This window comes from Streptomyces sp. NPDC018029 (assembly GCF_044327655.1).
In the GTDB taxonomy this organism is placed as follows: domain Bacteria; phylum Actinomycetota; class Actinomycetes; order Streptomycetales; family Streptomycetaceae; genus Streptomyces.
Map to the genome: position 1 here is coordinate 530,800 of NZ_JBIRFV010000005.1, position 22,033 is coordinate 552,832.

The window sequence follows — 22,033 nt, forward strand, 5'->3', positions numbered from 1 at the left end:
TCCGGCTCACCCCCGGTACCTGGACGGAAAGCCTTCAATGAGCCTGCACGGTCTGCTCGACGCTGTCGTCAAGGACTCGGCACTCGCCGAAGCGGTCAAGGCCGCGACCGACGGCCACCGCACGCACATCGACCTGGTCGGCCCGCCCGCCGCCCGGCCCTTCGCGGTGGCGGCGCTGGCCCGCGAGTCCGGCCGCACCGTCCTCGCCGTGACGGCCACCGGCCGCGAGGCCGAGGACCTGGCCGCGGCGCTGCGCACGATCCTGCCGCCCGACGGCGTCGCGGAGTACCCGTCGTGGGAGACGCTGCCGCACGAGCGCCTCTCGCCGCGCTCCGACACGGTCGGCCGCCGCCTCGCCGTGCTGCGCCGCCTCGCCCACCCCCGCACGGACGACCCGGAGACCGGCCCGGTCTCGGTGGTCGTCGCACCGGTCCGCTCCGTCCTCCAGCCGCAGGTCAAGGGGCTCGGCGACCTGGAGCCGGTGGCGCTGCGCTCCGGCGAGACCACCGATCTGAACGAGGTCGTGGCGGCGCTGGCGGCAGCCGCGTACTCCCGGGTCGAGCTGGTCGAGAAGCGCGGCGAGTTCGCCGTGCGCGGCGGCATCCTCGACGTCTTCCCGCCCACCGAGGAGCACCCGCTGCGCGTGGAGTTCTGGGGCGACGACGTCGAGGAGATCCGGTACTTCAAGGTCGCCGACCAGCGCTCGCTCGAAGTCGCCGAGCACGGTCTGTGGGCGCCGCCCTGCCGCGAGCTGCTGCTCACCGACGAGGTGCGGGAGAAGGCCGCCGCCCTCGCGGAGCTGCACCCGGAGCTCGGCGAGCTGCTCGGGAAGATCGCCGAGGGCATCGCGGTCGAGGGGATGGAGTCGCTGGCCCCGGTCCTGGTGGACGACATGGAGCTGCTCCTCGACGTGCTGCCGAAGGGCTCCATGGCGGTGGTCTGCGACCCGGAGCGGGTGCGGACGCGCGCGGCCGACCTGGTGGCGACGTCGCAGGAGTTCCTCCAGGCCAGCTGGGCGGCGACGGCCGGTGGCGGCGAGGCGCCCATCGACGTGGACGCCGCGTCGCTGTGGGGCATCGCGGACGTCCGCGACCACGCCCGCGACCTCGGGATGATGTGGTGGTCGGTGAGCCCCTTCGCCGCCGACGAAGACCTTGGCGCCGACACCCTCAAGCTCGGCATGCACGCCCCCGAGACGTACCGCGGCGACACCGCGAAGGCCCTCGCCGACACCAAGGGCTGGCTCGCCGACGGCTGGCGCACCGTCTATGTGACCGAGGGCCACGGACCCGCCGCCCGCACCGTCGAGGTCCTCGGCGGCGAGGGCATCGCGGCCCGCCTCGACGGCGACCTCGGCGAGCTGACGCCCTCCCTGGTGCACGTCTCCTGCGGCTCGATCGACTACGGCTTCATCGACCCGGCGCTCAAGCTCGCCGTCCTCACCGAGACCGACCTCTCCGGCCAGAAGGCGGCCGGCAAGGACGGCCAGCGCATGCCGGCCCGCCGCCGCAAGACCATCGACCCGCTGACCCTGGAGGCCGGCGACTACATCGTCCACGAGCAGCACGGCGTCGGCCGCTACATCGAGATGGTGCAGCGCACCGTCCAGGGCGCCACCCGCGAGTACCTCGTCGTGGAGTACGCCCCCGCCAAGCGCGGCCAGCCCGGTGACCGGCTCTACATCCCCACCGACCAGCTGGAGCAGATCACCAAGTACGTCGGCGGCGAGGCCCCGACGCTGCACCGGCTCGGCGGCGCGGACTGGACGAAGACGAAGGCGCGCGCGAAGAAGGCGGTCAAGGAGATCGCCGCGGACCTCATCAAGCTGTACTCCGCCCGCATGGCCGCGCCCGGCCACGCCTTCGGCCCCGACACGCCCTGGCAGCGCGAGCTGGAGGACGCCTTCCCCTATGTGGAGACGCCCGACCAGCTCACCACGATCGCCGAGGTCAAGGAGGACATGGAGAAGACGGTCCCGATGGACCGCCTGATCTGCGGCGACGTCGGCTACGGCAAGACCGAGATCGCGGTCCGCGCCGCCTTCAAGGCGGTGCAGGACGGCAAGCAGGTCGCGGTGCTCGTGCCCACGACGCTCCTCGTCCAGCAGCACTTCGGCACGTTCTCCGAGCGGTACTCGCAGTTCCCGGTCAACGTGAAGGCGCTCAGCCGCTTCCAGACGGACACGGAGTCGAAGGCGACCCTCGAAGGGCTGCGCGACGGCTCGGTGGACATCGTCATCGGCACCCACCGCCTCTTCTCCTCCGAGACCAGGTTCAAGGACCTCGGCCTGGTCATCGTCGACGAGGAGCAGCGCTTCGGCGTCGAGCACAAGGAGCAGCTGAAGAAGCTCCGCGCCAACGTCGACGTCCTGACGATGTCGGCCACCCCCATTCCCCGTACGCTCGAAATGGCCGTCACCGGCATCCGGGAGATGTCGACGATCACGACGCCCCCCGAGGAGCGCCACCCGGTCCTGACCTTCGTCGGGCCGTACGAGGAGAAGCAGATCGGCGCCGCCGTCCGCCGCGAACTGCTGCGCGAGGGCCAGGTCTTCTACATCCACAACCGCGTCGAGTCGATCGACCGCGCGGCGGCCAGGCTCCGCGACATCGTCCCCGAGGCGCGCATCGCGACGGCCCACGGCCAGATGTCGGAACAGGCCCTGGAGCAGGTGGTCGTCGACTTCTGGGAGAAGAAGTTCGACGTGCTCGTCTCGACGACGATCGTCGAATCGGGCATCGACATCTCCAACGCCAACACGCTGATCGTGGAACGGGGCGACAACTTCGGCCTGTCGCAGCTGCACCAGCTGCGCGGCCGCGTCGGCCGGGGCCGCGAGCGCGGTTACGCCTACTTCCTCTACCCGCCGGAGAAGCCCCTCACGGAGACCGCCCACGAGCGCCTCGCCACGATCGCCCAGCACACGGAGATGGGCGCGGGCATGTACGTGGCGATGAAGGACCTGGAGATCCGCGGCGCCGGAAACCTCCTCGGCGGCGAGCAGTCGGGCCACATCGCGGGCGTCGGCTTCGACCTGTACGTCCGCATGGTGGGCGAGGCGGTGGCCGACTACCGCGCGTCCCTGGAGGGCGGCGTGGAGGAGGAGCCGCCGCTGGAGGTCAAGATCGAGCTGCCGGTCGACGCGCACGTCCCGCACGACTACGCCCCCGGCGAGCGCCTGCGCCTCCAGGCCTACCGCGCCATCGCCTCCGCCAACACGGAGGAGGACATCAAGGCGGTACGCGAGGAACTCACCGACCGCTACGGCAAGTTGCCGGAGCCGGTCGAGAACCTCCTCCTCGTGGCGGGCCTGCGCATGCTGGCCCGCGCCTGCGGTGTCGGCGAGATCGTCCTCCAGGGCACCAACATCCGCTTCGCGCCGGTGGAGCTGCGGGAGTCGCAGGAGCTCAGGCTCAAGCGCCTCTACCCCGGCACGGTCATCAAGGCGACCGCGGGCCAGGTCCTGGTCCCCCGCCCGAAGACGGCGAAGGTCGGCGGCAAGCCGCTGGTCGGGCGGGAACTGCTCGGCTGGGTCGGGGAGTTCCTGACGTCGATCCTGGGCTCGTAGGCGTACGGGAGAGGCCATAAAGGGTTACGCGGTGCACGCCTCGGCGATCGAGAGACTGTTCTCGTAGAGGTGGTGCCGCGTGATCCGGCCGTCCTCGACGGTGAGGCGCAGCGCGAAGGGGCCCTCGAAGGACTTGCCGGTGGCGCGCACGGTGCCCGAGAGGTGTCCGAACAGGACGGCGTCGGTGCCGTCGACGAGGAAGGTGTCGAGGGAGGCCCTGGCGTCCTCGGCGACGGTGTGCTCGGCCATCTCCGCGGCCTGCGTGGCACACTCGGCGCCGGTGGAGCGCGGGCGGATCCACGGCACGACGGGGTTCTCGGCGAGCAGCCAGTCGACGTCGTCGGCGAACAGCTCCTCCATCCGCCCGGTGTCCCCGGCGAGCCGGGCCTGGAGGAACTCCTCGACGACGGAGCGGGTGCGGGCGGCGATGTCGGTGCTCGTGGCGGTCATGGGGCCCTCCTCGGGGTGCGGCTCTCGGCTGATGTGTCCGATCCTGCCGGGGAGGCGGAGAGCGGTCGATTACCGCGGAGGTAATCGTCCGCCCACGTCAGTCCTGGAACAGCTGGTCCTCCTTGTCCCGGCACAGGGCGTGGGCCGCGCCCATGATGCGGGACGTCTGCTTCTTGGTGGTGCCGAGCCGGCGCGTGGACTCGGTGAACTGCTCACCGAGCGCGGCTCCCCGGACGGTGCACAGGGCGTCGCCCTCGGCGACGAGCGCGTCGTCCTTGATGTGGTCGAGGTCCGGGTAGTGCTTCCGCAGCGTCTTCAGGAAGAACGCGGCGGCGGGCCCTTGCAGTCCGCGCCCCTCGGGGACGGGCGACGCGCTCACCGACGGTGACGCGCTCGCGGAGGGAGCGGCCGGGGCGGACGAGTCGTCGGACGGGCCGCACGCCGTGGTGCCGAGAGCGATCGCGGCGAGCACGAGGACGAGCCGGGACCGAGGCAGACGCTTGCGCATGAATCTCCTGATAGGTGAGTGAACAGGAGATATTCTCACGGCCGTTACCGTGGTGGGCGCGAGAGTCCGCCCAGGGGAGGAGAGAGCGCCGTGACGCTCAAGGTCGTGGGTCTGCGCCGGTATCCGGTGAAGTCGATGCTCGGCGAGGAACACGACCGGCTGGAGGTCCACGAGCGCGGCGTCGTGGGCGACCGCCTGTGGGCCCTGCGCCACGCCGACGGCAAGCTGGGCAGCGGCAAGAACCACGCTCGCTTCCGCCGCATCCCGGGACTGCTCGAACACTACGCGTCGTACGACGAGGACGGTCTGCCCGTCGTCACCGCGCCGGACGGCGCCACGCTGCGTCCCGGCGACCCCCGCGTCCCCGAACGCTTCGGCGAGGGCGTCGAGCTGGTCCGGGAAGGGCCGGACAGCGGGCCGGAGGGCCACAAGGACGTCTCCGCCGTCTCCCTCGTCGGCACCGCCTCGCTCCGCGCGCTCGGCGACCTGCTCGGTGACGCCGACCCCGTCGACGTACGGCGGCTGCGCAAGAACATCGTCGTGGAGACCGAGGAGCCCTGGGTCGAGGAGAACTGGATCGGCCGCGAGATCGTCATCGGCGGCGGGCAGGGTGCGGAGCCGCTGCGGCTGCGCGGGGTCAAGCGCGTCAAGCGCTGCGTCATGGTCACCCAGGCCCAGCCCGGCCTCCCTGTCGACAACCGCGTCCTCAAGACCCTCACCGCCGTCCGCGGCATGTGCATCGGCATCCACACGGACGTCGTGACGCCCGCCGGAGTCGCCCTCGGCGACACGGTGGTGGTCCTGTGAACCGCCGTACCACCTCGGCCCTGCTCGCGCTGCTCACCGTCCCCGCGCTCCTGACCGGCTGCGACACCGGCTCCGAGGACACGGCGGAAGGCGGCGCGGGGCCCCGCGCCGAGGCCGGGTCCGCACTCGCCGCCGTCGACACGCTCACCGTCAAGGGGCGGGCGCCCAAGACCGGTTACGACCGCGACCGGTTCGGCAGCCCGTGGGCCGACACCGACTCCAACCACTGCCCGACCCGGGACGACATCCTCAAGCGGGACCTGGAGGACGTCCGGTACCAGGGCGGCAGGTGCCGGGTGGTCTCCGGGAAGCTCGCGCCCGACCCGTACACGGGCAGGGAAGTGACGTTCCGGCGAGGCCGCAGTCAGGTCGACATCGACCATGTGGTGGCACTCTCTGACGCCTGGCAGAAGGGCGCGTCCCGGTGGGAGCCGAGCAAGCGCATAGCGTTCGCCAACGACCCGCTCAACCTCCTCGCGGTCGACGCGGGCACCAACCGCGGCAAGAGCGACGGCGACACGGCGACGTGGCTGCCGCCGAACAAGTCGTACCGCTGCGCGTACGTCGCCGGACAGGTCGCGGTGAAGAAGAAGTACGGGGTGTGGGTGACCGCCGCGGAACGCGACGCAATGCGAAAGGTTCTCGGGGCCTGCCCCGACGAGAAACTCCCGTGGGGCGACGCCCCGACGAAGGCCCCGCCCCGCTTCAGGGCCCCGTAGGGGCCTATAAGCGGCTCCGCCGCGTGGGCGCGACTAGCCCGGGGTGGGCAGACGCGTCTGCGGGGTTTCGGCCGTTGGCCTGGTGCGGGCTGTCGGTGGCTGGGCGCGCAGTTCCCCGCGCCCCTGGGGGTGGGGCCCCGCCCCCGCTTTAGGGCCCCGCAGGGGCCTCTAAGGGGCGCGGGGCTGTGTCATATGCGGCTCCGCCGCGTGGGCGCGACTAGCCCGGGGTGGGCAGTCGCGTCTGCGGGGTTGCGGCCGTTGGCCTGGTGCGGGCTGTCGGTGGCTGGGCGCGCAGTTCCCCGCGCCCCTGGTGGGGCGCCGCCCCGCTTTAGGGCCCCGTAGGGGCCTTTTAGGGGCGCGGGGAACTGCGCGAGCGGGCCAAGGCGGCCCGCAGTCGCCGACGAGCCCGGGGTGGGCAGACGCGTCTGCGGGGTTCCGGCCGTCGGGGGCTGGGCGCGCAGTTCCCCGCGCCCCTGATGGGGCGGGACCCAGCCGCCACGGCACCGCGGAAAAACAGATACCGCCCGCCCCGCGGGATGCGTACCGTGCGGGACATGGACCTCAAGATCACGACCTTGGCCGAGCGGCCCGACCTCGCGGGCCCGCTGTGGCACATGGCCGAGGACTGGCCGGAGTTCATCCTGCACGACCCGGTCGGCTGGTCGTTGATCGGACGGATCGTCAAGGACCTTCCGGAGTACGTCCTGGTCGCCACCGACGGCGACGCCGACGGCAAGGTCGTGGCCCGTGCGTTCAGCGTGCCGTTCGCCCTGCGCTCCCGCGGCGACGGTGAACTGCCCGACGGAGGCTGGGACCAGGTGCTGCTGTGGGCCTTCTCCGACCTGCGGCACGGCAAGGCCGCCGACACCGTGAGCGCCATCGAGATAACCGTCGACGAGGCGGCGCGCGGCAAGGGGATATCCGGGCGGATGCTCGCGGCCATGCGGGAGAACGCCCGTGCCCGCGGTTTCACCGAGGTCGTCGCGCCCGTGCGGCCCAACGCCAAGCACCTCGAACCGGCCTCGCGGATCGACGAGTACGCGTACCGCACCCGCGAGGACGGCCTGCCGCACGACCCGTGGCTGCGGGTGCACGTGCGGGCGGGCGGCGTCATCGAGAAGGTCGCGCACGCCTCCATGACGGTGTCCGGGTCGACCGCGCAGTGGCGGGAGTGGACCGGGCTGCCGTTCGACGAGGAGGGCCCGGTGGAGGTGCCGGGCGCGCTGGTGCCGGTCCACTGCGAACCGGCGCGCGGCTACGGCGTGTACGTCGAGCCGAACGTGTGGGTGCGGCACACGCTCTGAGCGGCTCGAGCGGCTCGAGCGGCTCGAGCGGCCCGAGCGGCTCGAGCGGCCCGAGCGGCGTCAGCTGCCCAGGTCGTCGAGGTCGATGACCTTGCCGGCGGGCGGCGCGGTCTTCACGGGCTTGTCGTAGTCGGTGAATGTCAGGTACTCCGGCTTCGCCGTGCCCCTGTCGACGATCTTCAGCAGGTACGGCTTGCCCTCGGTGGCGACGTAGATCGTGTACTTGTCCTTGGCGTCATGGGCGTTGATCTTGATGGCGGGGGTGCCGTCGAGGGTGGTCGTCGCGCCCCTGCGGGCGTTGGAGTTGATGCCCTCGAAGTCCGTGAGCAGCTCGTCGAGGTCGCACATGCCGGCGATGTCCTTCGCGTCGGCGCCCGACGCCTTCGTCTTCGCCCAGCGGCCCGCGAGCATGTCGACCACGGCGTCGGTCTCGTCCTTCGGCTCCCCCTTGCTCTGGGCGCGCAGGAACTTCTCGTCGTACTTCACGTAGACCGTCTTGTCGCCGGGGACGATCAGGTCGAACGAGCCCTCGTCGCCCACCGCCAGCTTGCCCGCGCACTTGCCCGAGGTGTCGAGGGCCAGGTTCATCTTCATCCGGCCGGGCTCGTCGTCGGAGACCTCGCCCGCGAGCTTCAGCGATTCGGCGCCCTTGGTCGCCTTGACGGCCTTGTCGACGATCTGGGTGCCCGACATGCCCGCGAAGGGCTCCTTCGGCTTGTCGTCCTTCTCGGAACCGCAGGCGGTGAGGCCGACGGCCGCGGCGACGAGGCAGGCCGCGACGGCGGCGGTACGGCGCGGGTGGTGACGGTGACGCATGGAAATCCCCCCAGGGAACTCGTTCGGTGGGGAACATCAGACCAGGATCCTGTGAACCGAGTCAACACGGGTATCGGTGGATCTTGGGTTAACGCCGTGAAGCGGTCCGTGCCGCTGATCGCCTGGGTATGCTCGACCCCGCGCGACTGACCCCGCGCACGACGCGCGACTGACCCCGCGCACGACGCGCGACTGACCCCGCGCACGACGCGCGACTGACCCCGCGCACGACGCGCGACTGACCCCGCGCACGAGGGGAGCTGCCAGATGACGCCGCGGGACGACGCGACCGAAGTCACCGCCGCCGGGATCGCCCGCCTTGCCGGGGTGGGCCGCGCCGCCGTCAGCAACTGGCGCAGGCGGCACGGCGACTTCCCCAAGCCCGTCGGGGGCACCGACACCAGCCCCTCCTTCGCGCTCGCCGAGGTCGAGCGGTGGCTGCGCGGCCAGGGCAAGCTCGTCGAGGTCCCGCTCCGCGAACGCGTCTGGCAGCAGCTCGCCGGACACCCCGCGGGCCCCGTCACCGCCCTCCTGCACGCCGGCTGCGCCCTGCTCCTGATCCGCGACAAGCCGTCCGCCTGGCTCGCGGTGAGCGCCGTGTCCGACGAACGGCTCGCGCAGCTCCTGCCGGACGAGCTGGACGAGGTGGTGGCGGCGCGGTTCGGGGTGCGGCGCGGGCGCGCCGTCCGCGTCCCCGCGCCCACCGAACTCCTGCCGTCCGCCCCGCTGTTGCGCGGAGTCGCCGAGCTCGCGTCCGAGCTGGGTGCGAAACAGACGTACGAGTTCCTGCTCGGCCGGCAGACCGACGCCAACCCCCGCCAGTACACGCTCACCCCGCCGGGGCCCGCCGAGCTGATGGCGCGGATCGCCGAGAGCAGGGCCCCCGCCCGCACCGTCCTCGACCCCGCCTGCGGCACCGGCGCCCTCCTGCGCGCCGTCACGCCCCGCCCCGACCAGTACCTGTACGGCCAGGACAGCGCCCCGGAGCTCGCCGCCCTCACCGCGCTCCGGCTCGCCCTGCACTCCGACGCGACCGTGCGCACCGCCGCCGCCGACACCCTGCGCGCCGACGCCCACGAAGGCCGCAAGGCCGACGCGGTCCTCTGCCACCCGCCGTTCAACGAACGCAACTGGGGGCACGACGAACTGGCCTACGACGCCCGCTGGGAGTACGGCTTCCCGGCCCGCTCGGAGTCCGAACTCGCCTGGGTCCAGCACGCCTTGGCCCGCCTCACCGACAGCGGCACCGCCGTCCTCCTGATGCCGCCCGCCGCCGCGTCCCGCCGCTCGGGCCGCCGCATCCGCGCCGACCTGTTGCGCCGCGGCGCGCTCCGCGCCGTCATCGCCCTGCCGGCCGGCGTGGCGCCCCCGTACAACCTGCCCCTGCACGTCTGGGTGCTGCGCAGGCCGGACCCCGCGGCGCGGCCCGCGCCCGAGCTGCTGCTCATGGAGACGGCCGCTCTGCCGGCCGCCGACGGACGCGACAAGCAGCTGTGGCCCGCCGTGCGGGACGCCGTGCTCGACGCCTGGCAGCACGTCGAGCGGCACGGCACCCTCGACGAACGCCCCGGCTCGGCCCGCTGCGTGCCCGTGCTCGAACTCCTCGACGACGAGGTCGACCTGGCCCCCGCGCGCCGCCTTCCGCCCCCCGCCGAGGCCGGCGGCGGCACGGAGCTCGCGGCCGTCCACAGCGGCCTGGGCGAGGCGCTGCGCAGGGCCGCCGACCTCACACCGCCGCAAGACGACCTGACCCCGTCGGCGGCGGAGACCGCGCGCCCGCCGCTCACCACCGTCGGCGAACTGGCCCGCGCCGGGGCCCTGTCGCTGCACGCCGGCACCGGCGCGGGAGCCGCGGGCACCCCCGTCCTCACCGACCACGACGTGCTCGCCGGCACCGCCCCCTCCGGCATCGCGCACGAGGGCCCGGCGGACGACGACCCCGTGCGCACCGAACCCGGCGACGTCGTCGTCCCGGTCTTCGGCGGCGGCGCCGCGGCCCGCGTGGTCGACGAGGCCACCGCGGGCGCCGCCCTCGGCCGCGGCCTGGCCCTGCTGCGCCCCGACCCGGCCGCCCTCGACCCGTGGTTCCTCGCCGGGTTCCTGCGCGGCACCGCCAACCACCGCCAGGCGAGCAGCTACGCCTCGACCGCCGCCCGGCTCGACGTCCGCCGCCTCCAGCTGCCCCGGCTGCCGCTCGCCGGACAGCGCGGCTACAGCGAACGCTTCCGGCGGCTCGCCGACTTCGAGGACGCCCTGCGCCACGCGGCCCGGCTCGGCGACCGGCTGGTGCGCGGCATGCACGACGGCCTGACGGAGGGAACCCTTCCGCCCGGGGCCGCGTGACCAGTACGACAACGGTTCGGTACACCCGGGACCGGTCGTGCCGGACGGCCTATACGCTCGAACCCTCAACCATTCGTTCATCGGGCACCAGGAGCAGCCATGCACGGCCAGGGCTACGCGCCGCCGCAACCGCAGCCCCCCTCCGGGGGGACGCATGTGACGCTGCGCGTGCTGTTCGTGGTGCTCGCGGTGCTGTCCTGCGGGCTCCTCTCCTGGGCCGCGATGCTGCGGCTCGCTCTCGTGACCCGCAAGTCGTACGACTGGGTCGTCCTCGGCCTCGTGACGGCCCTCGACATCGTGGCCATCGTGCTCGTCGGCATCGACCCGGGCGAGGAGGAGTTCCAGGGCCCCGGCAACGCCGGCATGATCGTGACGCTCTGCACGATGGTCGCCGCCGTCGCCTACTACCTGTTCGCGGACATACGCCACTTCAGCCCGTACCGGCAGCAGCCGCGATTCACCGGCTACGCGCAGCCGCAGCCTTCGTACGGCTACCCGCAGCCGCCCGCCCCGGCCGCGCCCGCCCCGGCCGCACCCGCCCCGCTCCACGCGCAGCCCACCCAGCTCGGTCACCCGCCGTTCCAGCAGACCCCGCCGCCCGCGCGCCCCGCCCCCGCCCGCATCCACCAGGTCAGGGCCGAGCTCGACGAGCTGAGTGACTACCTGCGCAAGCAGGAAGGCGGCAGCTGACCGTGCGCGTCGTCGCCGGGCGCTACGAACTCTCCACGCTCATCGGCCAGGGCGGCATGGGCCAGGTCTGGACGGCGTACGACCAGCGCCTGGACCGGCGCGTCGCCGTCAAGCTGCTCAGGCCCGACCGGGTCGCGGGCGCCGAGGCCGAGGAGCTGCGCCGCCGCTTCGTGCGCGAGTGCCGCGTCACCGCGCAGGTCGACCACCCCGGCCTCGTCACCGTGCACGACGCGGGCAGCGAGGGCGAGGACCTCTACCTCGTCATGCAGTACGTCGACGGCGCCGACCTCGGCGACCACCTCGCCGAGCACGACCCCTACCCCTGGCAGTGGGCCGTCGCCGTCGCCGCCCAGCTGTGCGCCGTGCTCTCCGCGGTGCACGCAGTGCCGATCGTCCACCGCGACCTCAAGCCGCGGAACGTCATGGTCAAGCAGGACGGCACGGTCTCCATCCTCGACCTCGGCATCGCCTCGGTCATGGACACCGACACCACCCGCCTCACCCACACCGGATCGCCCATCGGCAGCCCCGCCTACATGGCCCCCGAACAGGCCATGGGCGGCGCGGTCGGCCCGTACACCGACCTCTACGCACTCGGCGTACTGCTGCACGAACTCCTCAGCGGCGACGTGCCGTTCTCCGGATCCACCGCCCTCGGCGTCCTCCACCGCCACCTCTACGAACCGCCGCTGCCGGTCCGCCGACTGCGCCCCGAGGTGCCCGAGGCCCTGGAGACCCTCGTCCTGCGGCTGCTCGCCAAGGACCCCCAGCACCGCCACGGCAGCGCCCAGGAGGTCTACGCGGAACTCGCGCCGCTGCTGCCCGCCCGCGGCATCCCCGCCGGCCACCCCCTCGACCCCACCCGCCCCTTCGTGCGCCCGCACGCACCGTGGCCGGACCGCGCGACCACACCCGCGCCCGCCCCCGACATGCCGCCGCACCCCCCGGGCACACCGGACGCACCCCCCGCGCAGGACATCGCCCGGGCCGTCGAGGACGTCAAGCGGCTCCTCGGCGAGGGCCGCATCACCCAGGCCGTGGACATCCTCGGCGCGATCCTCCCGGCCGCCGCCGCCAAGCACGGCGAGCACTCACCCGTCGTCCGCACCCTGCGCAAGCAGTACGCCGCCACCCTCATGGACGACGGCCAGTACCGCCGCGCCCTGCCCGAACTGCGCCGCCTCGCCGACGAGCGCGCCGCCGAGTCAGGACAGGCCGACCCGCACTCGCTCCAGTTCAGGTACGAGGCCGCGCAGTGCCTGGAGCAGCTCGGCGAACCGGCCGCGGCGCTCGCCGAGTACCGCGCGCTGCTCCCCTACTACGAGAACCAGTACGCGACGGAGGACCGCCACCAGTCCCTGGAGATCCGCCGCCGCATCGGCCAGCTGCTCCTCGCCCTCGGCGACCGGCACGCCGCCCACGACACGCTGGCCCGGCTGCTGCACGACGCGGAGCTGCTGCACGGCCCCGGCCACCCGTTCCCCGCGGAGATCCGGCGCACGCTCCAGTGGCTCGGACAGGTGCGCGGTTAGCGACGGGCGGTGGAGTGGTGCCGGGTGCCCGAACTCCGGCCGAATCGTTGGTCGAATGGCTGGCCGAGAAGACGGCCACTGCCTACCATCGATCACTGCCGGACTTTGTGCACCGACGCACAAACTCGTAGCAGGGAGGCCCACCTTGCACCGCCGCAACAGCCGTCGCACCGCGCTCATCCTCTCCACCGCCGCGCTCGCCGCCGCTCCCCTCCTCACCGCCTGCGGCAGCGAAGCGCACCCAGGCGCCGCGGCCGTCGTCGGCGGCGACCGCATCACGGTCGCGCAGCTGGAGGGCCGGGTGAACGAGGTGCGCGAGGCGCAGCGGGCCGCCATCCCCGACGACGCGCAGTACTCCCAGGCCATCGCCAAGTCCGGCGGCCTCACCCGCAGCACCCTGCACACGATGGTGCTCGACAAGGTCCTGCACCGCGCGGCCACCGACGCCGGGGTGAGCGTCACGCGCCGCGACATCCAGACCATGCGGGCCGCCATGGAGCAGCAGGAGGGCGGCAAGAAGGCCCTCGAGCAGTCCTGGCTGCAGCAGTACGGCGTGGCCCCGGCGCGCCTCGACGACAGCCTGCGCACGGAGATCGAGGCGCAGAAGCTCGCGAAGAAGCTGGACGCGGACATGCAGTCGCCCGAGGGCCAGGCGGTGTTCTGGAAGGCCCTGTCGGCCGCCTCCAAGAAGCTCGACATCGACCTGAACCCGCGCTATGGCGCATGGGACGTCGACAAGAACAAGCGCACGGACGCGAAGACCCCGTGGGTGCGCGAGGTCACCGACGCCGGGGCATCGGCGGAGGAAAGGCCGGCGTAGAAGGCGCAGGGGTATAGGGGAGAGCCGCCGGCGGGCTGGGTTACGTTCGACGGGTGAACGAGACCGAGACCACGCCCCCGGCCGACTCCGCCGACGCGCCCGCCGGCCGCGTCATCCTGCTGACCTCCAGCCACCGGGTCGCGCCCGGCCTCCTGTCCTGGCCCGCCTGGCAGGCGCTGCACGGCGCAGACGCGGTGCTGTGCGCCGACGCCTCCCACCCGCAGCTGCCGTATCTGCGGGAGGCGGGCGTGCGTGTCGAGCAGGCCGCGCCCGGTGCGCAGGAGCTGGTCGACGCCTGCGCGGGCGGCCGCACGGTCCTGGTCGTCGCCACCGCCGAGGGCGACCGGGAACTCACGGACGGCCTGGCCCGGCTCGCGGGCTCCGGCCGCGTCGCCATGCCGGACCTGGAGCTCCTCCCCGGTTCGTACGACCTGCCGGGCGCCCGCCTGCTCGACCTGGTCCAGGTCATGGACCGGATCCGCGGCGAGTGCCCGTGGTCCTCGCAGCAGACGCACAAGGGCCTCGCGAAGTACGCGATCGAGGAGGCGTACGAACTGGTCGAGGCGATCGAGGAGGGCGACAGGGAGGAGCTGCGCGAGGAGCTCGGCGACGTCCTGCTCCAGGTCGTCTTCCACGCGCGGATCGCCGAGGAGGCCTCCGGCGAGCCCGGCGACGAGCCGTTCTCCATCGACGACGTCGCGGGCGGCATCGTCGAGAAGCTCATCCACCGCCACCCGCACGTCTTCGGCGACGACTCGGCGGACACGCCGGAGGACGTGAAGGCGCACTGGCTCCGCACGAAGGCGGAGGAGAAGCAGCGCACGTCGGTCACCGAGGGCATCCCGCTCGGCCAGCCCGGCCTCGCGCTGGCCGCGAAGCTGGCGTCCCGGGTGCGCACGGCGGGCCTTGAGGTGGAGGTGCCGCAGGGGGAGGGCGTGGGGTATGAACTCCTCGCCCTTGCCCTGCGCGCCGAGGCGGCGGGCGTCGACCCCGAGGCGGCACTCCGCGCGGCCGCGCGGGCCTACCGGGACGCGGTGCGGGCGGCCGAGGGGGCGGACGCTTAGTACCGTTGCCTCCTGAGGCGGTTCGACGGGCGTGGGGGCTTGTGTGGCAACGGAGTTGGAGGCGCTGGCCGCCGAAGCGGGTGATGTCCTCGTCGGGGCGATGTGGGGGCACCAGCGTCGCTGGCTCTGGGCCCGCGACGAGTTCGCGGCGTTCCTCCGGCTGTCGGGCGCCAAGGCCGGTGCGACCGAGCTCGACATCGACAGGGCGCGGGTGCTCGCGGAGGTCGCCGACACGCGCACACTCCAGCGGTTTTGGCACGGGGTGCTGTACGACTGCCTCAGGGGCGGCGGGGGACTGCGGGCGGACCGCCTCCGCGTCCTCGTGGCCGACTCCGCCGCCTCTTTCTGGGACGTGACGCCTCCGACGGGCGGCGAGCCCGAGACGACGGAGCCCGCCGAGGCCGCGGACACCACCGGGGACTTCGTCCTCGACTACACACCGCCCGCCTGGTACACCGCCGCCCAGTCCGAGGAAGAGAAGGAGAAGGAGACCGAGGCACAGTCCGGCCCCGGTGCGCGGAACTCCGTCACCGGCGGTGCGCAAGGCACCGTCGTGCAGGCCGACTCCATCGGATCGGTCACCGTCAACGCGCTGCCCCCGCCGCCCGCATGGCCCGCACCCCAGCACGCCGCCGCCGACGGCTGGCCCCGCCTCGACGGGCTCCGCCGCCTCGGCCTCGGCGTGCGCCCCACCCGCCGGTTCCCCGGCGCGACGGCCCTCCCGCCCTACGTCACCAGGGACTGCGACGACGAGCTGACCGTCCTCCTGAAGCAGGCCGCGCACTACGGCGGCCTCGTCATCGTCACGGGCGGCCCCCTCTCCGGAAAGACCTCGACGGCGTGGGCGGCCCTGCGGGCGAGCGTGGCGGAGGACACCCGGGTCTTCGTCGCGAGCGGCGGAGCGAACCTTCGCGACCTCCCGGACCAGCTCCGGGGCCGGGAGGCCACGGGCACCCACGTGGTGTGGCTGGACGACCTGGACGGCCACCTCGCGGAGCCCGGCACCCCCGGCGTCCTCGCCAGGCTCACCCACGACCGCGTCCTCGTCCTGGCGACGATGCGGGACGAGGCGTACGACAGACACCGCTTCGGACACCATCCGGCCGCCCGCGTCCTGAGCGTCGCGCAGACCGTCGAGGTGCCCACCGAGTGGAGCGAGGCGGAGCTGGCGCGGCTCGCGACGGCCGACGACCCGCGCCTGACGGACGCCGTCCGCTGGCGCGGGGACCTCGGCATCACGGAGTTCCTCGCCCTCGGTCCGGACCTGTGGGAGGAGTGGCGCAGGGCGCGCCGCGCGGGCACGCGGCTGCTCGGCCACCTCCTGGTGCGCGCGGCGATCGACCTGGCGCGGTGCGGGCTGACCCGGGGCGTCACGCCGAAACTGCTGAGGAAGGTCCAGGAGGAGTACGACCTGGAAGGCCCCCTCGGGACCGGGGCGACGTCCGAGGAGACGTTCGAGGAGGCGCTCGCCTGGGCCACCGCGCCCCGGCACGGCGTGACGGGCCTGCTCGTACCGGGGGAGTGGCCCGGCACCTGGCGGGCGTACGGCTCGCTGATCGCCGACGCGGCCCGCTCCGAGCTGACGGAGCCGGTGCCGGACGGCGTGTGGGTCCGCGCGTACGAGGAACTGGAGCCGCATGAACCTGCCGAGCTGCGCGGTCTGGTGACCGCCTTCCGGCTGACTCTCATGCCCCGCGCCGCGAACGGGGACGCGGACGCCATGTCATGGCTCGGCCTGCTGGCGGGGGACGAGGGGGACACGGCGGCCGCCGAGGACTGGTTCCGTAAGGCCGCCGACCGCGGGCACTCCCGCGCGGCCGGCCGCCTCGGCCACCTCCTCGCGACCCGGGTCGCGTACGAGGAAGCGCTCCCCTATCTCACGGCCGCCGCGAAGGCGGGCGAGACCGGGGCGGCCGCCCTGCTCGGCCAGGTCCACCAGCACCTGGCGGTCCACTACTTCCGCATCGCCCAATCCGAGGGCGACGCCTCAGCGACCCGTCGCCTGAAGGGCCCCCTCCGCCCCACAGGCCCCCTCTCCATCCACTCCCCGGACCCCCACCTCGACTAACGCCCGCCACCCGCACCCCCGGCCGAGGAAGAGCCCCGGCTCCCCCTAGGGATACGGTCGCCGCATGCACGACCAGCCGCCCGCGACCTGCCCCGCAGGAGCCACCCCCGCGCCCGGGGCGACCCCGCAGCCCGAACTCTTCAGCTGGGAGTTCGCCACCGACCCCTATCCCGCGTACGCCTGGCTGCGCGAGCACGAGCCCGTGAGCAAGCAGCGGCTTCCCAGTGGGGTCGAGGCCTGGCTGGTCACCCGGTATGCCGATGCACGGCAGGCCCTTGCCGATCAGCGGCTCAGCAAGAACCCGGCCCACCACGCCGAGCCCGCCCACGCCAAGGGGAAGACCGGCATCCCGGGCGAGCGCAAGGCCGAGCTGATGACGCATCTGCTCAACATCGACCCGCCGGACCACACCCGGCTGCGCCGCCTCGTCGCGAAGGCGTTCACGCCGCGCCGCGTCGCCGAGTTCGCGCCCCGGGTGCAGGAGCTGACGGACCAGCTCATCGACCGGTTCGCCCACGAGGGCAGCGCCGACCTCATCCACGAGTTCGCCTTCCCTCTCCCCATCTACGCCATCTGCGACCTGCTCGGCGTCCCCCGCGAGGACCAGGACGACTTCCGCGACTGGGCGGGCATGATGATCCGGCACGGGGGCGGGCCCAGGGGCGGTGTCGCCCGGTCCGTCAAGAAGATGCGGGGCTACCTCGCCGAGCTCATCCACCGCAAGCGCCTCGAACCGGGCGACGACCTCATCTCCGGCCTCATCAAGGCCTCCGACCACGGCGAGCACCTCACCGAGAACGAGGCCGCCGCGATGGCCTTCATCCTCCTCTTCGCCGGCTTCGAGACCACCGTCAACCTCATCGGCAACGGCGTGTACGCCCTCCTCACCCACCCCGAGCAGCGCGAGCGGCTGCAGAGGGCGCTGGACGACGGCGACACCGGCCTCCTGGAGACCGGCATCGAGGAACTGCTGCGCTACGACGGGCCCGTCGAGCTCGCCACCTGGCGGTTCGCGACCGAGGCGCTCAGCATCGGCGGACAGGACATCGCGGCGGGCGACCCCGTCCTCGTCGTGCTCGCCGCCGCCGACCGCGACCCCGCCCGGTTCGACGACCCCGACACCCTCGACCTCTCCCGCCGTGACAATCAGCACCTCGGATACGGGCACGGCATCCACTACTGCCTCGGCGCCCCGCTCGCCCGCCTGGAGGGCCGCACCGCCCTCGCGACCCTGCTGCGACGCCTTCCCGACCTGCAACTGGCGGCGGATCCCGCGGATTTGCGGTGGCGTGGCGGGCTGATCATGCGAGGACTGCGCACGCTGCCCGTGGAGTTCACAACCGCACAGAAAACGGTGCCCGGCGTACACCCCACTGACGAGCCGTCAGGACTGTGATGTTCACGTGATCTCTGCTGCATCGACTTGTGACAAGCGTTCGACTGCGGCTACGTTCACGACGACTTGAGCGCCCCAGGCGCCCAAGTCGTCGCTGCAGTCTCCTGAAAGGCACCCGCATGCTCTCCGGCAATGGTCGTCACCGACGCCCCCGCCAGGCCCCGGCCCTCATCGTCGCGGCAGGTGTCACCGGATCAGCCATCGCCATCCCGCTGCTCGGCGCCACCAGCGCGAGCGCCGCCGAGACCACCACGTGGGAGAAGCTCGCCGAGTGCGAGAGCGGCGGCGCGTGGAGCGCCAACCCCGGCAACGGCTACTACGGAGGCCTCCAGCTCTCGCAGGAGACGTGGGAGGCGTACGGCGGCCTCGACTACGCGACCAGCCCCGACCAGGCCAGCCGCTCGCAGCAGATCGCCGTCGCCGAGAAGATCCTCCGCGACAAGGGCACCGCGGCCTGGCCGAGCTGTGCCCCGATCGCCGGGCTCAGCAAGGGCGGTGCCGCGGCCGACGTCGACCCGGGCGGGCCCGTCACCCCGACGCCCTCCGACTCGACGGGTTCGGCCGACTCCAAGGACCCCGAGGGTTCCAAGGATTCCAAGGACGCCAAGGAGCCCGAGGGTTCCAAGGGCTCCAAGGCCCCCGAGAAGGGGACGGACAAGTCTTCCGGCGAGGCCACGGACTCCGACGACTCGGAGCGGCCCTCCGACGACGCGAGCGACACGCCCGCCTCCGGCGACGGTTCGCGAGAGAAGAATCACGACGAGTCCGGCGAAAAGGACGGCAAGGACGGCAAGGGCGGCAAGGGCGGCGCCGAAGACGCCGTCGGCAAGGGCGACTCCGGCAAGTCCGGCCAGAAGGACACCACTTCACCCACGCCCGAGAAGTCGACCGACCCGGCCGACGACGCCACCGACCCCAACGGCTCCTCCTCCGGCCGCCACCGCGGCGACCGCGCGGACGAGAGCGACAGCGCCGGCGACCGCCCCGGACGGCACGCCTCGCGCGGCGCCGACCGCTCCGAGAAGCTCGCCGACGGGACGTACACCGTCCGCTCCGGGGACAACCTCTCGGTCATCGCGGACGACTTCGGGGTCGACGGCGGATGGCACGAGCTCTACAGCGAGAACAAGAAGACCGTCGGAGGCGACCCGGATCTCATCCTCCCCGGTCAGAGCCTCGATGTGGGCGAAAAGTAACGGGATTTGACGATGCGTCTGCGGGGGACTTGGCCGGTGTTGTCCGGTTTGGCGCGAGTGAGAGATGGGTCTCAGAAGCCCTGATCGTCTTTGAAATTCGGTGGGGAGCGTGTCTACGGTCGTGACCGCTCGCCACTGGTGAGCCCCGCCGGTCGGTACGCCGAATCCTGCCAACGGCCGGACGGGAACAGTCGTCGCTCAAGAGCGCCGTGGGCAGGAGCGGGGGACCCAAGGTAAGTGCCGTGTCATGCGGCTAGGGGTGAAGCCGCACTCGCGAGAGTGCGGCCGGGCAACCACATCGGCCCGAACCCGACAGCTCACCTCGCAGGCGTCGGTGTAGGGGATGAACTCATGCTGCTTTCCGGCAAGGGCAAGCACCGTCGCCCGTCCAAGGCCACTCGTGTCGCCACGCTCGTCGGCGTGACCGGCGCCGCCGTCGCCGCCCCGCTGATGGCGGCCGGCTCGGCCAACGCCGCCACCGGTCAGGAGTGGGACGCCGTCGCCCAGTGCGAGTCCGGCGGCAACTGGTCCATCAACACCGGCAACGGCTACCAGGGCGGCCTCCAGTTCTCGCCGTCCACCTGGGCCGCGTACGGCGGCACGAAGTACGCGCCGACCGCCGACAAGGCCTCCAAGGCCCAGCAGATCGAGATCGCCGAGAAGGTCCTCGCCGGCCAGGGCAAGGGCGCCTGGCCGAGCTGTGGCGTCGGCCTCTCGGGCGCCGCGTACAACGGCGGCGGCTCGCAGCAGCAGGCCCCGCAGCAGCAGAGCAAGCCGCAGCCGCAGCAGACGCAGCAGCAGGCCGCTCCGCAGCAGCAGGCCGCGCCGAAGCAGGCCGCGCCCAAGCCGCAGCCGACGCCGCAGACCGAGACCAAGAAGACCGTCGAGACCCCGACCGGCAAGAAGGTCGAGAAGGGCGACGGCGAGTACAAGGTCAAGACGGGCGACACCCTGTCCAAGATCGCCCAGGCGCACGACGTCAAGGGCGGCTGGCAGAAGGTCTACAAGCTCAACGGCGACATCATCGACGACGCCGACTTCATCTACCCGGGCCAGCAGCTCCACCTGAGCTGACCCGGCCGGTCACGGCCGTGCCTCGGCGGACGCACGGCCGTACCCCCCGTCCCCACGGGCTCCCCGCCCCGGTGCGCGTATCCCCCGTACGCACCGGGGCGGGGGCATGTCCGCACCCGTTCCCCCCGCCGCCTCCGGCCCCTCTTGTTCGCTACTAGCGAGTAGAGAACATGGCCTTACGCCCTGTTTCCGCGCCATATGGGCCTTGTGCCGTCCCAGGGGACGGGCGGTCGGCTGGCCGAAGGCCCGGAGCCGGTTAGGCTCAGGAGACGCAGGGCCGAAGCGGCCCGGCGTAATCGTGTTTACGCGTCACACTCCCAGAAGGAGATGCTCGTGCCGTCCATCGACGTCGTCGTAGCCCGGGAAATCCTGGACTCCCGAGGCAACCCCACGGTCGAGGTCGAGGTCGGCCTCGACGACGGCAGCACCGGTCGTGCCGCCGTTCCGTCCGGTGCCTCCACCGGTGCCTTCGAGGCCATCGAACTCCGTGACGGTGACCCCAACCGTTACCAGGGCAAGGGTGTCGAGAAGGCCGTCCTCGCCGTCATCGAGCAGATCGGCCCGGAGCTCGTCGGCTACGACGCCACCGAGCAGCGCCTGATCGACCAGGCGATGTTCGACCTGGACGCCACCGACAACAAGGGCTCCCTCGGCGCCAACGCCATCCTCGGCGTCTCGCTCGCCGTCGCGCACGCCGCCTCCGAGGCCAGCGACCTGCCGCTCTTCCGCTACCTCGGCGGTCCGAACGCGCACCTGCTGCCCGTCCCGATGATGAACATCCTGAACGGCGGGTCGCACGCCGACTCGAACGTCGACATCCAGGAATTCATGATCGCCCCGATCGGCGCGGAGTCCTTCTCCGAGGCCCTGCGCTGGGGCACCGAGGTCTACCACACGCTGAAGAAGGTCCTGAAGGACAAGGGCCTCTCCACCGGCCTCGGCGACGAGGGCGGCTTCGCCCCGAACCTGGACTCCAACCGCGCCGCCCTCGACCTCATCCTCGAGGCCATCAAGCAGGCCGGCTACGTCCCCGGCGAGCAGATCGCGCTCGCCCTCGACGTCGCCGCGTCCGAGTTCTACAAGGACGGCAAGTACCAGTTCGAGGGCAAGGAGCGCTCGGCCGCCGAGATGACCGAGTACTACGAGGAGCTCGTCGCCTCGTACCCGCTCGTCTCCATCGAGGACCCGCTGTTCGAGGACGACTGGGCCGGCTGGAACGCCATCACCGAGAAGCTCGGCGACAAGGTGCAGCTCGTCGGCGACGACCTGTTCGTCACCAACCCGGAGCGCCTGGCCCGCGGCATCGAGGAGAACTCGGCCAACGCCCTGCTCGTCAAGGTCAACCAGATCGGTTCGCTGACCGAGACCCTGGACGCCGTCGAGATGGCCCAGCGCAGCGGCTTCAAGTGCATGATGTCCCACCGCTCCGGCGAGACCGAGGACGTCACCATCGCCGACCTCGCCGTCGCCACCAACTGCGGCCAGATCAAGACCGGCGCCCCGGCCCGCTCCGAGCGCGTCGCCAAGTACAACCAGCTCCTGCGCATCGAGGAGATCCTCGACGACGCGGCGGTCTACGCCGGTCGCAGCGCGTTCCCGCGCTTCAAGGGCTGATCACGCACTAAGCCTGGCAGTGACGCCGGGTTACCTACGTCCCCGCACATGGTCCCGTACCGTG

Annotated in this window: 16 protein-coding genes, 2 pseudogenes and 1 riboswitch; of the genes and pseudogenes, 15 read left to right on the top strand and 3 right to left on the bottom strand. The window is 72.5% G+C overall.

Annotated features, from left to right (window positions below):
• The first annotated feature begins 37 nt into the window (after positions 1-37).
• A complete protein-coding gene (gene mfd, locus ACH4D5_RS18655) occupies positions 38-3,568 on the top strand; it encodes a transcription-repair coupling factor (RefSeq protein ID WP_398303499.1) in 3,531 nt (1,176 codons plus the stop codon).
• A 24-nt stretch (positions 3,569-3,592) separates the two neighbouring features.
• On the opposite strand, the gene ACH4D5_RS18660 is transcribed toward mfd, so the two are convergent.
• Both ACH4D5_RS18660 and ACH4D5_RS18665 read right to left on the bottom strand, forming a co-directional pair.
• Complete coding sequence (locus ACH4D5_RS18660) at positions 3,593-4,018, bottom strand: nuclear transport factor 2 family protein (RefSeq protein ID WP_398303501.1); 426 nt, start codon at positions 4,016-4,018, stop codon at positions 3,593-3,595.
• Positions 4,019-4,115: 97 nt separating this feature from the next.
• A complete protein-coding gene (locus ACH4D5_RS18665) occupies positions 4,116-4,526 on the bottom strand; it encodes a hypothetical protein (protein ID WP_398303503.1) in 411 nt (136 codons plus the stop codon).
• Between the two features lie 90 nt (positions 4,527-4,616).
• Here ACH4D5_RS18665 and ACH4D5_RS18670 point away from each other — a divergent pair, with 90 nt between their 5' ends.
• The 3 genes from ACH4D5_RS18670 (at position 4,617) to ACH4D5_RS18680 (ending at position 7,356) form a co-directional block, all read left to right on the top strand.
• Positions 4,617-5,333, top strand: a complete 717-nt coding sequence (locus ACH4D5_RS18670; RefSeq protein ID WP_398303505.1) for an MOSC domain-containing protein — start codon at positions 4,617-4,619, stop codon at positions 5,331-5,333.
• Between the two features lie 20 nt (positions 5,334-5,353).
• Positions 5,354-6,052: an HNH endonuclease family protein gene (locus ACH4D5_RS18675; RefSeq protein ID WP_398303767.1), complete on the top strand. Its 699-nt coding sequence runs from the start codon at positions 5,354-5,356 to the stop codon at positions 6,050-6,052.
• A 554-nt stretch (positions 6,053-6,606) separates the two neighbouring features.
• On the top strand, positions 6,607-7,356 hold the full coding sequence (locus ACH4D5_RS18680; RefSeq protein WP_398303507.1) for an N-acetyltransferase: 750 nt from the start codon (positions 6,607-6,609) through the stop codon (positions 7,354-7,356).
• Positions 7,357-7,416: 60 nt separating this feature from the next.
• On the opposite strand, the gene ACH4D5_RS18685 is transcribed toward ACH4D5_RS18680, so the two are convergent.
• A complete protein-coding gene (locus ACH4D5_RS18685; RefSeq protein WP_398303509.1) occupies positions 7,417-8,172 on the bottom strand; it encodes a hypothetical protein in 756 nt (251 codons plus the stop codon).
• Between the two features lie 267 nt (positions 8,173-8,439).
• Here ACH4D5_RS18685 and ACH4D5_RS18690 point away from each other — a divergent pair, with 267 nt between their 5' ends.
• The 11 genes and pseudogenes from ACH4D5_RS18690 to eno all read left to right on the top strand — a co-directional run bounded on the left by ACH4D5_RS18690 (position 8,440) and on the right by eno (position 21,969).
• Positions 8,440-10,515, top strand: coding sequence for an N-6 DNA methylase (locus tag ACH4D5_RS18690; RefSeq protein WP_398303511.1), 2,076 nt, complete (start codon positions 8,440-8,442; stop codon positions 10,513-10,515).
• Between the two features lie 99 nt (positions 10,516-10,614).
• Positions 10,615-11,205: a hypothetical protein gene (locus tag ACH4D5_RS18695; RefSeq protein WP_398303513.1), complete on the top strand. Its 591-nt coding sequence runs from the start codon at positions 10,615-10,617 to the stop codon at positions 11,203-11,205.
• Positions 11,202-12,737, top strand: coding sequence for a protein kinase (locus ACH4D5_RS18700; protein WP_398303769.1), 1,536 nt, complete (start codon positions 11,202-11,204; stop codon positions 12,735-12,737). The genes ACH4D5_RS18695 and ACH4D5_RS18700 overlap by 4 nt, the downstream gene beginning before the upstream one ends.
• A 145-nt stretch (positions 12,738-12,882) precedes the next feature.
• Positions 12,883-13,557 carry a SurA N-terminal domain-containing protein gene (locus ACH4D5_RS18705; protein ID WP_398303515.1) on the top strand — a complete coding sequence of 225 codons (675 nt, stop codon included), beginning with the start codon at positions 12,883-12,885 and terminating at the stop codon, positions 13,555-13,557.
• 53 nt (positions 13,558-13,610) lie between these two features.
• Entirely contained in the window at positions 13,611-14,621 is a 1,011-nt protein-coding gene (locus ACH4D5_RS18710; RefSeq protein WP_398303517.1) for a nucleoside triphosphate pyrophosphohydrolase, read from the top strand.
• Positions 14,622-14,664: 43 nt separating this feature from the next.
• Positions 14,665-16,689 (top strand): sel1 repeat family protein, encoded by a 2,025-nt coding sequence (locus tag ACH4D5_RS18715; protein WP_398303519.1) that lies wholly within the window; start codon positions 14,665-14,667, stop codon positions 16,687-16,689.
• Positions 16,690-16,753: 64 nt separating this feature from the next.
• Positions 16,754-18,085: a cytochrome P450 gene (locus tag ACH4D5_RS18720; protein ID WP_398303521.1), complete on the top strand. Its 1,332-nt coding sequence runs from the start codon at positions 16,754-16,756 to the stop codon at positions 18,083-18,085.
• 119 nt (positions 18,086-18,204) lie between these two features.
• On the top strand, positions 18,205-19,281 hold the full coding sequence (locus ACH4D5_RS18725; RefSeq protein ID WP_398303523.1) for a transglycosylase family protein: 1,077 nt from the start codon (positions 18,205-18,207) through the stop codon (positions 19,279-19,281).
• 195 nt (positions 19,282-19,476) lie between these two features.
• Positions 19,477-19,628, top strand: a riboswitch (cyclic di-AMP (ydaO/yuaA leader).
• A gap of 4 nt (positions 19,629-19,632) precedes the next feature.
• Positions 19,633-20,028 (top strand): annotated as a pseudogene (locus tag ACH4D5_RS18730) (transglycosylase family protein); the annotation flags it as partial.
• Positions 20,029-20,151: 123 nt separating this feature from the next.
• Positions 20,152-20,355: pseudogene (locus ACH4D5_RS18735) on the top strand (LysM peptidoglycan-binding domain-containing protein); the annotation flags it as partial.
• A 333-nt stretch (positions 20,356-20,688) separates the two neighbouring features.
• The gene (eno, locus tag ACH4D5_RS18740; protein WP_362998513.1) at positions 20,689-21,969 is read left to right on the top strand and encodes a phosphopyruvate hydratase; all 1,281 of its coding nucleotides are present in this window, start codon (positions 20,689-20,691) and stop codon (positions 21,967-21,969) included.
• Positions 21,970-22,033 lie beyond the last annotated feature (64 nt).